Source organism: Roseovarius confluentis (assembly GCF_002917925.1).
In the GTDB taxonomy this organism is placed as follows: domain Bacteria; phylum Pseudomonadota; class Alphaproteobacteria; order Rhodobacterales; family Rhodobacteraceae; genus Roseovarius; species Roseovarius confluentis.
Window position 1 is genome coordinate 410,430 of sequence record NZ_PPFE01000004.1, and the last position, 14,200, is coordinate 424,629.

Here is a 14,200-nt window from a genome sequence, read left to right on the forward strand (position 1 = left end):
TTATCCTTTCTTTTATCTACTCACGCCAACCTGCCGTTGCGTTTTTTGGCGAGTCGTCTCAATGCGCGCAGAAGCCCGCTGCCTGTTTTCCGTCGCGTGTCCGTATCCTCGGGTAAGGCCGATTGAGCGAGTAGCGAATCCTCGCCTGACTCGGCACGAGCCTGCTTGCGGTTTTTCCTGCCGTCGTTTTCTTCAAGCCAACCTTCCAGATCTTCGATCGGCTGGCCGAATATATCGACCAGCTGCGAGGCTTCTTCAGTGGCTTCTTCCACCGGTTCCACGTCTTTCTTCGAGGTCTTCGGTTTGACCTTGGTGTTGGTGTCTTGAACCAGCGACGAGATCGTCGAAGCCAGTTCGTGGTCATCTTCCAATGCGTCCTGACAGGGTGGTGCGGCCATCGTGACAGGCCGTGCGGGCGCCTCGGTTGGCTGCAAGCCGGCATTGATGTTGGTGGAGAGGTCCGGCTGTGGCTCGGTAGCCGTGCCTCTTTCCAGGCTGTCCAGCCATTCCTTCGCAGACTGAAAACGATCCTTCTGCGCCACGGAAAGCGCCTTGTCGATCGCCGACAGAAAGCCCCTGTCGAACGCCCAGTTTCCAGTCGCGAGGGGTGTGTAGGGATCCGGCAAGTCCGATGTCAGCGCGGCGATCCGCTTTTGACAATCGGGCGGCGCGTTTCCGGTGATCAGGTGATAGAATGTGGCGCCGACAGAGTAGATGTCGCTTGACGGTTTCTGGTCTCCGTCCGTGTAATAGAACTCGTGCGGCGAGTACCCGTCCTTCACGGCCATCATGTGTGACAGGGCCCGGGTTTGTCGTGCTTTCTCTTCGCTTGCGGCGCCGAAATCAATCATGGTCAACTTGTTGCTCGTGTCGACCAACAGGTTGTCCGGTGATATGTCGCGATGCAGCATACCCGTCCCATGCAGGTATTCCAGCGCACTGAGCGTTTCGCGAAGAAGGCTCTCGATAAGCTCGTCGGTCATGCGTTCGGGCTCGATTTCGAGCATCGTCAGAAGGTCCATGCCGTCGACGAAATCCATCGCGATGTAGGCGGTGTTGTTCTCCTGGAAGACCTGATGAATCTTCACGATATTGGGATGTTCGAACTTGGCCATGCGCAGTGCCTCACGCAGGAAGCTGCGAATGACCTTCTGGAACTGTTGCTGAAACTCGGGCTTGTGAGGTCGCACCTCGCCGTTCACACGGCGACAGATCGTGCTGGGAAAACACTCCTTGACCACGACCACCCGATCGAGGCTGTCGCGGGCAAGATAAGTCATTCCGAATCCGCCGCCGATCAGGTGCCGCTCTATCTTGTATTGGCCGTGAAGCAAGGTCTGACCCGGCGAAAGATCATCGGATTCGCAGTGACTCAGATTGGTCGCGTTGCTTTGCACGTCAGGGCTTTCCCGGGGCTTTCGAAGACTTTGAAGAAACTCAAAACACTCGGACAGACCCGCCGAAGTTGAGCGGACATTGTGATGAAAACATGGCGGTAGTCGTCCAAAGACTTGGCATTACGAAGAAATACGTTCGATATTTGGTTCCACATCTCCGCGTAGACCCCAAAGTTTGCGGATGAATGTCCGGTTCATTCGGTCTGTCGATCATTCCGCGCACGCGCAGCGTAGGTCGGCTTCCCGCCCTGACTGTCGGACCGTCGCGAAGGGCCCGAAGCGGCCGTGCGCACGTGTGTGGCGCTGAGCCGCATTGGCTGGCACCTTAAGACATGCGCCGCACGTGCGCGCTTTGGGCGAACCGAGGTGCGCCGGTGTGGGACATATGCGATTGGATGTACGGCCCAGAATGTCGCGGAAGGCGACCGTAGATCAAAACTGGCTGGACGTTATATATGCAAGGAGGCCCAAAGTGTCTCTCAACTCTTTGCGTGATATTTGGCCGCCAAGGCACACGCGAAGGCTCTCGGACGGCTCGCCTGACACTGTAAAAGCATCCGACGGCATTATTCCAAGGCCGGTCCCGGCCATGCGTCCAATCACCTCGGCGCGACCGAGGCCCATGGGCAAGCGTAGCCAGATATTGAACGCGTGTGGAAGGGACTCGTAATTCGAGGCTGAAAGAACCTGCGCCGCGATGGCCTGACGGGCCACGGTTTCTTCCCGGATGAAACGTCGTATCCGGTCGGCGGTGCCGTCGGTGATCCACCGTGTCGCCAGCGCCATCATGAGGGGCGAGGGCATTACCGAGATGAGCTTCAAGTTATGGGCCAGTTCGCGCGACGCGTGACTGTTGGGCGCGACCGTATAGGCCAACCGCAGTCCGGCACCGATGCATTTCGCCAAACCGCCGATATGCCAGACCAGATCGGGCGCGAAACTCGCCAGCGGCGCTGGCGGGTTGGGCGGGATAAAGCCATAGGCGTCATCCTCTATCAGGGGCAGTTTGCAGGAGGTTATGACTTCGGCAATCCGTTCGCGGCGGGCCAGGGAAATCGTCCGCGTTGTCGGATTCTGCAAGGTCGGATTCAGATAGAGCGCCTTCGGAGCGTGCTGCCTGATCGCGGTATCGAGCGCGTCAGGGTCGATCCCCTCCGCGTCTCCGGGCAGGCCGACGAGGTGCAGGCCAAGTCGTCCGGCGATGCTGCGCAGGCCCGGATAGGTAACATCCTCGCACAGGACCGTATCGCCGGGGCGCGCGATGCTCATCAGAATCGCCAGCATCGTCGGATGCGCACCCGGTGTGACGGCGATCCGATCCAGCGACGGCACCAGCCCGCGCAGAGACAACCACGTCGAGGCGGCATCCTTGTCGACCTGTCCGCCGGTTGCGGACTGATAGCGCAGCAGGTCGATCAGGTTTGCCGAGACCGTCTGCAAGCCCTCCTGCATCCGCTCGAGCAAGTCGGCGTCCTGAGGTTCGGGCGGCAGGTTCATGGTCAGGTCCGCGTCGGACTGTCTCCGCAACTCCGGCCGCTCGGCCTCTGCCGGGGCGCGGGCGACAAAGGTGCCGCGTCCGACATGGCTGTTGATCAGGCCCCGTCTGCGCGCCTCGGCATAGCCACGGGACACGGTGGTAAAGTCGATGCCAAGCCGATCCGCCAGCCGCCGCTGCGGCGGCAACCGGTCGCCCAGGCTGAGCGTGCCGTTCGCAACGCCCTCCGCTATGGCATCGGCAAGCTGAATATACCGGGCGGCGCCGTCAGGGCGTAATGTCGGGGTCCAAGATTGCATACAATATCCATACATTGATTCGTTGTGAATTGAAGCCCTTTGTATGGAAAAAAATGCGCCGCGAATTGGAGGTGTGCGGAATTAGCTTTTTAATTGAGCATATGAGCCTCAGAACTCAACGTATTGCGCTGCCAGTAGGGCCATTGTGAGCTTTATTGTATGGAAAATTGTATTTCCTATTGATTGCATTCTGTTTCGCTGGGCAGGTTGAGGGCATTCAACGCAACCGGCAAACGGCCAATCGGAGGATACGCATGCCCGCAGTCACAATGGACAAGCACAAGGACGGAGATTTCTTCGTCGACTATGAAGACAAGGTTTTCGAGGATGTTCAGGCGGAGGAAGGCCAGAAGGCGCTGGTCACCTTTCATACCGTCGCCTTCGAGGGTTCGATCGGTCTGGTCAACATCCTCAACGCCATCCGGCTCAACCGGAAAGGCTTCGAGACGTCGATCCTGCTTTATGGGCCCGGCGTGACCTTGGGCATCCAGCGCGGCTTTCCCACCCTTGGGGACGCGGCCTTTCCCGGGCATCAGAATTTCGCCGACAACCTCAAGAAGTTCATGGGCGAGGGCGGCAAGGTCTATGCCTGCCGCTTCGCGCTTCAGGCGCTTTACGGCCACGGCGAGCCGTCGCTGCTGGAGGGAATCATCCCGATCGCACCGCAGGACGTGCTGGACCTGAAGCTGCTCCATGTCCGCGACAATGCCGTGATCGTCGACACCTGGACGGTGTGAACGCCGTCAGCCGGGGCCGACGCTGGTCCCGGCGCAATTCACAAGAGTATCGGAGCCGTCATGCCCCGCCACGTCAAAGCCGCCGCCGTCCAGATCGCCGCTGACCTGACCAGCCGGGAAAAGACACTGGCGCGCGTGCTGGACGCCATTGATGAAGCCGCCGGACACGGGGCCGATCTGGTGGTGTTTCCAGAAACCTTTGTGCCGTTCTATCCCTACTTTTCCTTTGTCCTGCCGCCGGTGCAGCAGGGCAAACCGCACCTGCATCTCTATGAGCAGGCCGTCGCGGTGCCCTCGGATGACACGCGCCGCGTGGCCGAACGCTGTGCGCATCATGGCGTCGTCGTGGTGCTGGGCATAAACGAGCGCGACCACGGCTCGCTGTACAATGCGCAGCTGATCTTCGACGCCAACGGCACCCTTGTGCTCAAGCGGCGCAAGATCACGCCGACCTATCATGAGCGCATGGTCTGGGGGCAGGGCGACGGCTCTGGTCTTCAGGTCGTGGAGACGCGCGCGGGCCGCATCGGCGCGCTCGCCTGTTGGGAACACTACAATCCGCTCGCCCGCTACGCACTGATGACCCAGCACGAGGACATCCATGTCGCCCAGTTCCCCGGCAGCCTTGTCGGCGATATCTTCGCCGATCAGATCGAGGTCACGATGCGGCATCACGCGCTGGAATCCGGCTGTTTCGTGGTGAATGCCACCGGCTGGCTGACCGAGGAGCAGATCGCGTCCGTCACGCCCGATGAAGCCCTGCAAAAGGGCCTGCGCGGTGGATGCATGACCTGCATCATCACGCCCGAAGGCCGCCACGCGGTGCCGCCCCTGACCGAGGGGGAAGGCATCCTATATGCCGATCTCGACATGGCGCTCGTGACCAAACGCAAACGCATGATGGACAGCGTCGGGCACTATGCCCGGCCCGAGCTTTTGTCACTGCGCCACGACCCGACGCCGGTCGCCACACGCCATCTGGCCGCGCCCGAAACGCCATTTGAGCCCATACCGCTGGAGGATTGACCCCATGGCACAGACAGGTTCCCTGATCACCGATCTTCAGACCCGCGGCATGCGGATGGTCGACCCGCATGCCGGCGCCGACAGCCGCCGTGGCGGGGCGGGTCCGACCGATCACAAGGCGGTCACCATCGACGGGATGACCGTCATGATCCCGGTCCATACGCACTCCGCTTTCGATAGCCCCTATGTGGTCGATGCGCCCGACGCCGATGGACAGGCCAGGGTCACCAAGGACGGCGCGTTCTTTGCCGAGGTCAGCTTTCCCAAGCGGGCCAGTTTCCTCGATCTGGAGACGGCCGACGGCATTCCCTACGGTCACATCGCGCAGCTGCATTCCAAGGATGTGCTGGCCACGACCGTGCTGCAGACCTGCATCCGCTATGAAAGCCGCAAGAAGACCTGCAAGTTCTGCGCCATCGGCCAAAGCCTCGCCGCCGGGCGCACCGTCGCGCACAAGACGCCGGCGCAACTGGCCGAGGTGGCAGCCGCCGCCGTCCGGCTGGACGGTGTCAGGCACATGGTCATGACCACCGGCACGCCGGCGGGCAAGGATCGTGGCGCCAAGGTTCTGGCCGAGAGCGCAGAGGCCATCCGCGCCGCCGTCGACCTGCCGCTGCAAGGGCAATGCGAGCCGCCAGACGACGACGCGTGGCACCGCCGGATGAAGGATGCGGGCATCGACAGCCTGGGCATGCATCTGGAGGTCGTCACGCCAGAGCTGCGCGCGGAGATCATGCCGGGCAAGGCGACGGTGCCGCTGGAGAAGTATTTCGACAGTTTCGAAGCCGCTGTGGAGGTGTTCGGCTGGGGGCAGGTTTCGACCTATATCCTTGCGGGGCTGGGCGATACGAGCGAGGCCATTTTGGACATGTCCGAGCGTCTGACGGCAATGGGGGTCTATCCGTTCGTGGTGCCCTTCGTGCCGGTTTCGGGCACGCCGCTTGAAAGCCATCCGTCGCCCACGGCCGAGTTCATGCACAGCGTCCTGCCGCCGCTGGCCCGGATGATCCACGAGAACGGGATGCGGGCGGAGGATATCAAGGCCGGCTGCGGACGCTGCGGCGCGTGCTCGGCCCTGTCGGCCTTCGAAAAGTTTGCACCGCGCGAGAGGGTTCCGGCATGATCATCGAAAAGCCCGAGGTCTTTGTCACACCGGAATTCCTGATCCGTCAGGCCACGTTGCCGTGGGAGATCGGCGGTGCGGCGTCGCTGCGGCATCGCACCTTCGTGACCGAGCAGGGCATTTTTCCGGACCACGACCGCGACGAGGTCGACAAGGTCGCCTTGCCGCTGGTGGCGATCTCGACCATGGCGTCCGAGGCGGACGAGGTCGTGGGCACGGTTCGCATTCACGAGACCGATCCCCGGGTCTGGTGGGGCTCGCGCCTTGCCGTGGCGCCGGGCTATCGCCGGGTCGGGCGCTTGGGCGCGGAACTTATCCGGTTGGCGGTCGGCACGGCGCATGGGCGCGGGTGCAAGCTCTTCCTCGCCTATGTGCAGATGCAGAACGTGCCGTTATTTGAGAAGCTTAACTGGACCTCACTCGGTGAACGAGACCTGCATGGCCACCCGCATATGAAGATGCGCGCGGATCTGGCCGCCTATCCGCCGATCGAGGATCCGGCCCGCGGCTGGATGGCGCTTACGAAACGGCGGGCGGCGTGACGGATCTGGCGACCCTCACCGCCACTCTGGCCGCGCATCCGCACGTGACGGGCAAGCGCGATATCGAAATGGTCTGCCGCGCGCTCTGCCTCGGGCAGGAGAGCCCCGGACGCCCCGGCGACGACGCTGCCGCCCTGCGCGCTGGCGACGGCTGGCAGCTTTTGGCGACCGAAGGTTTCATGAACGAGTTCGTGGCCGACGCGCCGTGGTTCGCGGGCTGGTGCGCGGTCATGGTCAATGCCTCGGATATCGCCGCCATGGGCGGACGCGCTACGGCGCTGACCAATGCGCTTTGGGCGCCTGATGCCGAGGCCGCCGCCGAGATTCTGAAAGGCATGGCCGAGGCCAGCGCCGCCTATGGCATTCCGATCGTCGGCGGACATTCCAACCTGCGCACCGACCGGCCCCAGCTTGCCGCCAGCATGTTCGGCCACGCCAAGGCTCTGATCACCAGCTTTGATGCTGAACCCGGAGACCTGCTGATCGCGGCCATCGACCTGCGCGGCGCATACGCGGGAGAGAGTGACAACTTCCCGGCGTTCCTAGGCGTCGAGCCAGAGCGGCTGCGCGGCGATCTGACCCTGCTGCCTGACCTCGCCGAGGCCGGTCTGGTGCGCGCTGGAAAGGACATCAGCCAGGGCGGCATCGCCGGCACGTCCGTGATGCTGGCCGAATGTTCGGGCGTGGGCATCGAGATCGACATCAACGCAATCCCCAGACCCGCAGACACAGATCTGTCGCGCTGGATGACCACATTTCCCAGCTTCGGCTTTTTGCTCGCGGCCAAGCCGGCCGATGTGCCGACAATCTTGGATCGGTTCGGCGCGCGCGACATCGCCGCCGCCGCCATCGGGCGCATCACCGAAGGCAGCAAGGTCACTCTGCACGATGACACCGAACGTGCGACGCTCTGGGATCACGCCGTAGATCCCTATCTCGGCCTTGCACCAGAAAAGGAGCCCGCTCATGCCTGAAGTCACTTTTCGCATCCGCTGGCCCGATGGCAGGGAAGACACCTGTTATTCCCCGTCCACCACGATCCACGAGCATCTGACAGCCGGAAAGAGCTATCCGCTGTCCGAGTTCCTGAAGCGCAGTGAGACCGGGCTCGAACACGCCGCGCGCCGCGTCGAGGCCAAGTTCGGCTTCCGCTGCTCGTCGGCAGACGCACAGGCCGCCTCGATCAAGGCCCGCGCCGCCGATTTTTCCCCCGAGGAGACCGTCACATGCCTGTCGATAACGTAAGACCCATCCCCCAATCTCGCACACAGATCCCGGTGGTCATCATCGGTGCAGGCCAGGCGGGGCTTTCGGCCTCGTGGTACCTTTGCCGCGATGGCGTCGAGCACGTCGTGCTGGAGCGCAACACCCGCTTTCACGCCTGGAAGAACCAGCGCTGGGACAGCTTCTGTCTTGTCACGCCCAACTGGCAATGTCGTCTGCCGGGATTCCCCTACAAGGGCGACGACCCGGAAGGCTTCATGCTCAAGGACGAAATCGTCGACTATGTCGAAGCCTTCGCCGACAGCTTCGACGCCCCGCTGCAAGAGGGCGTCGCCGTCACCCGCGTCGCACAGACCGACGAGGGACGGTTCGAGGTGGACACCGACGACGGGCTTTGGCTGGCCGAGCATGTGATCGTGGCCTCCGGCGGGTATGACCGACCGATAACGCCACCCTTTGCCGCTGATCTCGACCGATCCATCACGCAATTGCATACACGCGACTATCAGCGCCCCGAGAATATTCCCGAGGGCAAGTGCCTTGTGGTTGGCACCGGTCAGTCGGGTGTGCAACTGATGGAGGATTTGCGCATCGCCGGGCGCGATGTGGCGCTGGCCGTGGGGCCGGCCCCGCGCAGCCCCCGCATGTACCGGGGGCGCGATGCCACGGACTGGCTGCATGAGATGGGTTATTATGAGCGAACTATCGACCAGCAGCCCGACCCAAGGGCGACCGAGGCCAAGACCAACCATTACATGTCCGGCCGCGATGGCGGCCACGAGATCGACCTGCGCCAATTCGCGTTGGATGGATTGCAGCTTTATGGGTCTGTGACAGGCATGGAGGGCACGTCGATCACGTTTGCCTCCAACCTGGAAAAGAACCTCGATGATGCGGACGAAAGCTATGTCGGCATCCGCAAGATGATCGACGCGTATATCGACGAGACCGGGATCGACGCCCCCGAAGAACCGCCGTTCGAAAAAGTCTGGCGCCCGGAGACAGAGATCACCCGGATAGATGCCGCGGAGGAGGGCATCACGTCGATCCTGTGGTGTATCGGGTTCCGCCCGGATTATGGCTGGTTGCAGGTCGACTGCTTGGATGACACCGGTCGGCCCATCCATCAGCGCGGGGTCTGTGACCTGGATGGCGTCTATTTTCTCGGGTTGGGTTGGTTGCACACTTGGGGTTCTGGCCGGTTCCTCAGCGTGGGCGAAGACGCGGCTCATGTGGCCAGCTGCATCATCCGCCGACTGAGCGAAGGCTCGAAAGGCCGAAGATTCGGATGACAAGGCTTGTGGCGCCTTGCGGTGTCGGCGTGGACAAGCCCGCCGCAAATACTGACCCTGGGTGCATGGAATATTCAGTAAGAGCCATGACAGGTCTTCAAGAGATCCTTCGATGGGGCAATGCCCTCGACGCATGAAACCAGCGTTCCCGCCATCATCTCGATCAGCGTGACTCTGCACAGATAGTCCGGTTTCCGCGCGGCCTTGTCACGTTCGCGCACCAATTCTCCTCGCGAGCTGCACACTGGACCGCGTTGGCCCGAGGGCGCGACCGCTACAGAAACTCCGATGACTTCGCCCCGAGCGACTTCATTGTTGGTCAGCTCAGGCGCTCCTTCACCAGGATGGGGCAGGTTCATGGGGCGAGAGACGTCTTGCTTGCTTTAGTATCTGCCTAAATACTTGGCGTTGACCGTTCCAAAGCGCTTACGCATCGGTCAAAGTCCGATCAATTGCCGTTTGAGACGTTTTTACGCCGCGCTCTGCTGCAGTCTGCGCAGCGCTCGGGTAGCCTGACCCCAGCACCGTCGACGAAGACTTGACCGGCGCTGACCTAAGAGCGGTCGTGGCGAAACGGAAGATCGCCGTCGACGCGCCAAAGACAAAGACCGGGGTTCTAAAAAGGAGCGATACGCCCGAGCACGTGTTCGGGTCGGATAGTCGCCGCCCCAAAGACAGAAATCCACCTGCCCCTATGAGGGGAGCATGTCGGAACGCGTTATTCGTTTCCGTCTCACCCGTGTAGGGCAAAGGAGCAAGACGATCTATGGACACACTCTTGGAGACCGCGGAGCTGCGAAACGAGCTGGACTTGCCGGAGAAAGATGCCCGACACGTGCTGCATCCCTGGGCGGATTTGCAGGCGCTCGGCAAGCAACAGGCTCTTGTCATGAATTCCGCCAAGGGCGTGCGCGTGCGCGATACCGAAGGCAAGAGCTATCTTGATGCGATCGGTGGCATGTGGTGCATGACGGTGGGCTATGGCTGCGAGGAACTGGCAGATGCCATAGGCGAGCAGGCGCGAAAGATGGCCTATTACACCGCCTTTGGAGACGTATCGAGCGAACCGGCCGCGATGCTGGCAGAGACCTTGGCGGAGCTGTCGCCCGGGGACCTGAACAGGGTGCATTTCACGACCGGCGGATCCACGGCCGTGGAATCGGCTGTGCGGACCGCGCATTACTATTTCTCAGCTCAGGGCAGGCCCGAGAAGCGGCATGTCTTGTCTCGCGTCAACGCCTATCACGGCGGCACCTACCTGACCCAGTCGCTGTCGGGCAAGGCGGCGGACAGAACGCATTTCCACTACGAAACGGAATTTGTACACCATCTGTCCAGCCCCGGTCACGACCCGGACCGGGATTCAATAAGTGCCGAAGGTCGCCTGAAGGAACTGCTGGAAGAGATGGAAGCCGAGATCCGGCGGCTCGGGCCGGAAAACGTGGCCTGCTTCGTTGCTGAGCCGATCCTCGCCTCGGGCGGCGTGCTGACGCCGCCTGACGGATACCAGAAGGCCACTTTCGATCTGTGCCGCAAGTACGATATTCTTTACGTTTCAGACGAGGTCGTCACCGGTTTCGGTCGCTTGGGCCATTTCTTCGCGTCCGAGACGCGGTTTGGAATAATCCCGGACATGATCGTGACGGCAAAAGGCATAACCTCGGGATATCAGCCGCTTGGTGCACTGCTTGTGTCTGATCGGATCGCCGAATCCGTTTCTGATGCCGCCCCGGCAGATAAGCCCGTGTTCTCCAATGGTTTCACCTATTCCGGGCATCCGGTCGCATGCGCTGCGGCACTGACGAACATCAAAATCATGAAGCGCGACGATATCTGTGGCCACGTTCAGGATGTCGGTCCCTACTTCATAAGTCGGCTGCGAGAGTTGCTTTCGTCGTCCATCGTCTACACCGTGCGCGGCGATCACCTCATGGCTTGCGTAGAATGCTGGACCGGAGAAGAAGCGGGTCCGAATGCGCAGAATATGGCGCTCGCTGCGCGCGTCGATGCCTATTGCCAGGAAGCCGGGCTTCTTGTGCGGCCCTACGAGAACCTCTGCATCCTGTCGCCACCGCTTGTCATTTCGCGCAGCGAAATCGATGAGATCGTCGCCATTCTGGAGAACGCTCTGACGCGCGCAGCCGAAGATCTGGCTGCCGGAAAGATATGAGGTTTCCCTCACCATCAACACTCGTTCGCATTCTTTCATAAACAAAAAAGGACAGACCATGCCCCAACCGACCACTTTTCTCGATTGCCGAGGCCTCTCAAACGCATTGACCGTTCTGCGGATCAAACAGGCAATGATCGGCAGAGCAGATTGCGGGTTGCCGATTGATGTTCTGGTAGACGGATCCTGCTGCGATGCTGAGCGGGTCTCCGCGAGCCTGACTGGCGAAAGCACCGATGTGCAGCTTTTGTATTGTGCCGAAAGCAATCCTGAAGTGGTGCAGGGTGAGACCAGGAACGGAGGCGTTGCGGCGCATGTCTGAAGCCGCGACCGTCCCGCAATCCGATACCCCGAAGGAAGAAAAGGGTGATGGCGAACCGCCGGAAATTTCAACTGCTTGGTGGACGCGCGAAGATCTTTGCTACCGGACGGGACGCCTGCATCTGGGACGTTCTGACCTGGAAACGGTCGCGGAGAAAGTGGGAACGCCTGCCTATGTCATTCGAGCTCCGAGAGTTCTGGAGAATGCCCAACGACTAACAAAGGCGCTTGATGCGGTCGGCGTGCGGCACAGGCTTTATTACGCGATCAAAGCCAACCGGACACCGCAATTGCTGTCCTACCTTGCCGCGCAACGAGCGATCGGCGCAGATATCTGTTCGCCGGCGGAGCTTCTTCATGCTTTGGCCTGCGGTTTCGAGGAAGAACACATATCTTTCACGGCCACGTCCTTGGCCCCGTCCGATCTGGAAACCATCTCACGATTTGATCGCCTGAACATCAACCTGGACTCGCTCTCGGCGCTGCAAAGCTTCGGAGAACGCTGTCCCGGTCGCGACATTGGGATCAGGATCAATCCGGACCGGGGCATAGGCTACGGTGGCAATGACATGCTGCAATACAGCGGAGTCGAGGCGACCAAGTTCGGCATCTACATAGACCGGCTGCCTGAGGCGATTGACATCGCTCGCAAACACGACCTCCGTATCACGCGCGTGCATTTCCATGCCGGGTCCGGATACCTTGACCGCGAGTTGTCGCAATTATCCGAGGTGCTGGCGGCCAGCCGAGAGTTTCTGTCCAGACTGTCCGACGTGACAGAGGTCAACATTGGCGGTGGCCTGGGGGTGCCACACAAGTCTGACGACAAGCCGCTTGACCTCGAAAGGTGGGCATCCACGATCGCGGACGCATTCGCCGGGACCGGCCTCACAGTAGCGGTTGAGCCGGGGGACTACCTGGTCAAGGATGCGGGCGTGCTTCTGACACGCGTGACCTATGCCGAACGCCGCCGAGAGGTGGAGTTTCTGGGTCTCGATGCAGGTTTCAACCTCGCTATGGAGCCCGCCTTTTACGGCCTTCCTTGCGAACCGGTCCCGGTCACGCAGCGCAATGCGCCAATGGTCCGTTACACCGTGGTCGGCAACGTCAATGAGGCTTTGGACAAATGGGCAGAGAACCATGCCATGCCTGCACCGGAGCCGGGGGACGTCGTCGCGTTGATCAATGCTGGAGGATATGCCGCTGCAATGCGGTCGGATCACTGTATGCGCGGTACTGCGCAAGAAGTGTTGCTGCTCGACTGACTGCACTTGCACGAGAGCCAAAAGAATACCGCCGATACGAGGGACAGAACAAATGACCGACTTCAAAACGCCCGATAGCTTTGCCACCACTCGAGAAACGGCCGTGACGCCGCACGCTCCGGGGTTCGCGTTTGATCCGACCGACCCCTGGACCGAAACTTTTCAAAGGGGGATCGAAAAGGCCGGGTTGGCTGGCAAGCGGGTCTACGAGGTGGGCATCGGAACGGGGATCAACGTCGCATTCATGCTTCAGATCTGTGACGCAATTTCCGTGGCGGGCAGCGACCTGGACCCCCGGCTTGCCGATCTCGCGGCGCGCAACGTTCGGGATCTTGCGCCAAAAAAGGCGGACCGGTTCCATGCCGTTCCCGGTGCGGTCAGCCTTATTGACAGCCCGGAGGCCCAAGAGCAGATCGCGAAAACCGATATTGTCGTCGGCTGTCTGCCGCAAGTGGGCACTCCCGACGATGTGCGACTCGAGGCATTTCGCAAGGCCCAGAAGGCAAAACTGGCAGACGGAGCCAACACGCGCGATGAAGATCACATTGCGCATTATTATCCTTGGGGGGAGTTCGATTCCTTTCCCTTCAACTCCGTCGGGCTTGGTCTGAACGAAGCGCTCTTGCGCCGCGTCAAGGCGGCGGCGCCCACGGCCGATGTGATCTTGAATTTCGGGGCGCGGGTCGGATGCTCCGTGTTGTTCGAACTTTTCGAGGCCAATGGCTATGAGCCCGAGAAACTTCATTCTCAGATCGTCTTGCAGCACGCCGGTACGGATATTTCGTTCTTTGTCGCCTTGGAGAATGCACTGGCGAAGACCGGTCTGGAACGCGAATTCACATGCGAGTTCTACGCCGACCCCGAAGGCAGGACCCGCTTAAGCGCCAGGGAGGTCCAGGCGCGCATCGATGCCGATCCCAAGGTAGAAGTCTATCATGAGGTTTGTGTCATCCGCGGTCGATCCGTTTCGAATTAAGCCAATACTGGGCAGGCATCCGGTGACAGCACCTCCCACCTGCCGAACCTGACACCAGCGACGGCCTTTACGGCGAAATGGCTGATTTGTTCACCCCGAACATGGCCCGTGGACAATTGTTCGAGGGCCGCGTTCCGCCTGGCACACCGCTCCATCCCTTGGGACTGGGTTTTGAATACGACCTCGTACAATGGCGCATGGCTGAACCGACCATGGCCTTCCGCCGTCAGGTGATTGCGCAGGCTTTCGCCCGAGGCATTCTAAGGCCAGGAGACCTACGTTAGGGGCAGGATTGATCGACTTTGTAACCGCCTGATTGATTGATCGAAAACC

At 61.1% G+C, this 14,200-nt stretch carries 14 protein-coding genes; 11 read left to right on the plus strand and 3 right to left on the minus strand.

Translation table 11 applies throughout. From position 1 onward, the window contains the following. Positions 1-20: 20 nt before the first annotated feature. Positions 21-1,397 carry a serine/threonine protein kinase gene (locus C2I35_RS12510; protein ID WP_103763365.1) on the minus strand — a complete coding sequence of 459 codons (1,377 nt, stop codon included), beginning with the start codon at positions 1,395-1,397 and terminating at the stop codon, positions 21-23. Between the two features lie 432 nt (positions 1,398-1,829). Further along, entirely contained in the window at positions 1,830-3,191 is a 1,362-nt protein-coding gene (locus tag C2I35_RS12515) for an aminotransferase-like domain-containing protein (protein WP_103763366.1), read from the minus strand. A gap of 254 nt (positions 3,192-3,445) precedes the next feature. Between C2I35_RS12515 and C2I35_RS12520 the strand changes: the two genes are divergently transcribed. From C2I35_RS12520 to C2I35_RS12550, 7 genes are read left to right on the plus strand one after another with little or no spacing between them, the layout of a single operon-like run. Next, the gene (locus C2I35_RS12520; protein WP_103763367.1) at positions 3,446-3,928 is read left to right on the plus strand and encodes an MSMEG_0572/Sll0783 family nitrogen starvation response protein; all 483 of its coding nucleotides are present in this window, start codon (positions 3,446-3,448) and stop codon (positions 3,926-3,928) included. A gap of 60 nt (positions 3,929-3,988) precedes the next feature. After that, a complete protein-coding gene (locus C2I35_RS12525) occupies positions 3,989-4,954 on the plus strand; it encodes a Nit6803 family nitrilase (RefSeq protein ID WP_103763368.1) in 966 nt (321 codons plus the stop codon). Between the two features lie 4 nt (positions 4,955-4,958). Next, complete coding sequence (locus C2I35_RS12530; protein ID WP_103763369.1) at positions 4,959-6,077, plus strand: MSMEG_0568 family radical SAM protein; 1,119 nt, start codon at positions 4,959-4,961, stop codon at positions 6,075-6,077. Next, positions 6,074-6,619 carry an MSMEG_0567/Sll0786 family nitrogen starvation N-acetyltransferase gene (locus tag C2I35_RS12535; protein ID WP_103763370.1) on the plus strand — a complete coding sequence of 182 codons (546 nt, stop codon included), beginning with the start codon at positions 6,074-6,076 and terminating at the stop codon, positions 6,617-6,619. Before C2I35_RS12530 ends, C2I35_RS12535 begins: the two co-directional genes overlap by 4 nt. Continuing rightward, the gene (locus C2I35_RS12540) at positions 6,616-7,593 is read left to right on the plus strand and encodes a sll0787 family AIR synthase-like protein (RefSeq protein WP_245890481.1); all 978 of its coding nucleotides are present in this window, start codon (positions 6,616-6,618) and stop codon (positions 7,591-7,593) included. Before C2I35_RS12535 ends, C2I35_RS12540 begins: the two co-directional genes overlap by 4 nt. Continuing rightward, positions 7,586-7,864 (plus strand): MSMEG_0570 family nitrogen starvation response protein, encoded by a 279-nt coding sequence (locus C2I35_RS12545; protein WP_103763459.1) that lies wholly within the window; start codon positions 7,586-7,588, stop codon positions 7,862-7,864. Before C2I35_RS12540 ends, C2I35_RS12545 begins: the two co-directional genes overlap by 8 nt. Further along, the gene (locus C2I35_RS12550; RefSeq protein WP_103763372.1) at positions 7,846-9,135 is read left to right on the plus strand and encodes an MSMEG_0569 family flavin-dependent oxidoreductase; all 1,290 of its coding nucleotides are present in this window, start codon (positions 7,846-7,848) and stop codon (positions 9,133-9,135) included. Before C2I35_RS12545 ends, C2I35_RS12550 begins: the two co-directional genes overlap by 19 nt. 74 nt (positions 9,136-9,209) lie before the next feature. On the opposite strand, the gene C2I35_RS22165 is transcribed toward C2I35_RS12550, so the two are convergent. Then, positions 9,210-9,356, minus strand: a complete 147-nt coding sequence (locus C2I35_RS22165; protein ID WP_170067201.1) for a hypothetical protein — start codon at positions 9,354-9,356, stop codon at positions 9,210-9,212. A 545-nt stretch (positions 9,357-9,901) separates the two neighbouring features. Between C2I35_RS22165 and C2I35_RS12555 the strand changes: the two genes are divergently transcribed. Genes C2I35_RS12555 through C2I35_RS12565 form a run of 4 tightly spaced genes read left to right on the plus strand, consistent with a single transcriptional unit; the run spans position 9,902 to position 13,867 of the window. Then, complete coding sequence (locus C2I35_RS12555; protein ID WP_103763373.1) at positions 9,902-11,305, plus strand: aminotransferase; 1,404 nt, start codon at positions 9,902-9,904, stop codon at positions 11,303-11,305. 58 nt (positions 11,306-11,363) lie between these two features. Next, positions 11,364-11,627, plus strand: coding sequence for a hypothetical protein (locus C2I35_RS21900; RefSeq protein ID WP_146050032.1), 264 nt, complete (start codon positions 11,364-11,366; stop codon positions 11,625-11,627). Continuing rightward, positions 11,620-12,891 (plus strand): diaminopimelate decarboxylase, encoded by a 1,272-nt coding sequence (locus C2I35_RS12560; RefSeq protein ID WP_103763374.1) that lies wholly within the window; start codon positions 11,620-11,622, stop codon positions 12,889-12,891. The genes C2I35_RS21900 and C2I35_RS12560 overlap by 8 nt, the downstream gene beginning before the upstream one ends. Positions 12,892-12,943: 52 nt before the next feature. Then, entirely contained in the window at positions 12,944-13,867 is a 924-nt protein-coding gene (locus tag C2I35_RS12565; protein WP_211286139.1) for a hypothetical protein, read from the plus strand. The last annotated feature ends 333 nt before the right edge of the window (positions 13,868-14,200 follow it).

Coding starts and splice junctions, on each gene's coding strand:
- C2I35_RS12545 (WP_103763459.1), top strand. CDS start 7,586: ATGCCTGAAGTCACTTTTCGCATCCGCTGGCCCGATGGCAGGGAAGAC.
- C2I35_RS12555 (WP_103763373.1), top strand. CDS start 9,902: ATGGACACACTCTTGGAGACCGCGGAGCTGCGAAACGAGCTGGACTTG.
- C2I35_RS12550 (WP_103763372.1), top strand. CDS start 7,846: ATGCCTGTCGATAACGTAAGACCCATCCCCCAATCTCGCACACAGATC.
- C2I35_RS12520 (WP_103763367.1), top strand. CDS start 3,446: ATGCCCGCAGTCACAATGGACAAGCACAAGGACGGAGATTTCTTCGTC.
- C2I35_RS12515 (WP_103763366.1), bottom strand. CDS start 3,191: ATGCAATCTTGGACCCCGACATTACGCCCTGACGGCGCCGCCCGGTAT.
- C2I35_RS12530 (WP_103763369.1), top strand. CDS start 4,959: ATGGCACAGACAGGTTCCCTGATCACCGATCTTCAGACCCGCGGCATG.
- C2I35_RS21900 (WP_146050032.1), top strand. CDS start 11,364: ATGCCCCAACCGACCACTTTTCTCGATTGCCGAGGCCTCTCAAACGCA.
- C2I35_RS12565 (WP_211286139.1), top strand. CDS start 12,944: ATGACCGACTTCAAAACGCCCGATAGCTTTGCCACCACTCGAGAAACG.
- C2I35_RS12535 (WP_103763370.1), top strand. CDS start 6,074: ATGATCATCGAAAAGCCCGAGGTCTTTGTCACACCGGAATTCCTGATC.
- C2I35_RS12560 (WP_103763374.1), top strand. CDS start 11,620: ATGTCTGAAGCCGCGACCGTCCCGCAATCCGATACCCCGAAGGAAGAA.
- C2I35_RS12525 (WP_103763368.1), top strand. CDS start 3,989: ATGCCCCGCCACGTCAAAGCCGCCGCCGTCCAGATCGCCGCTGACCTG.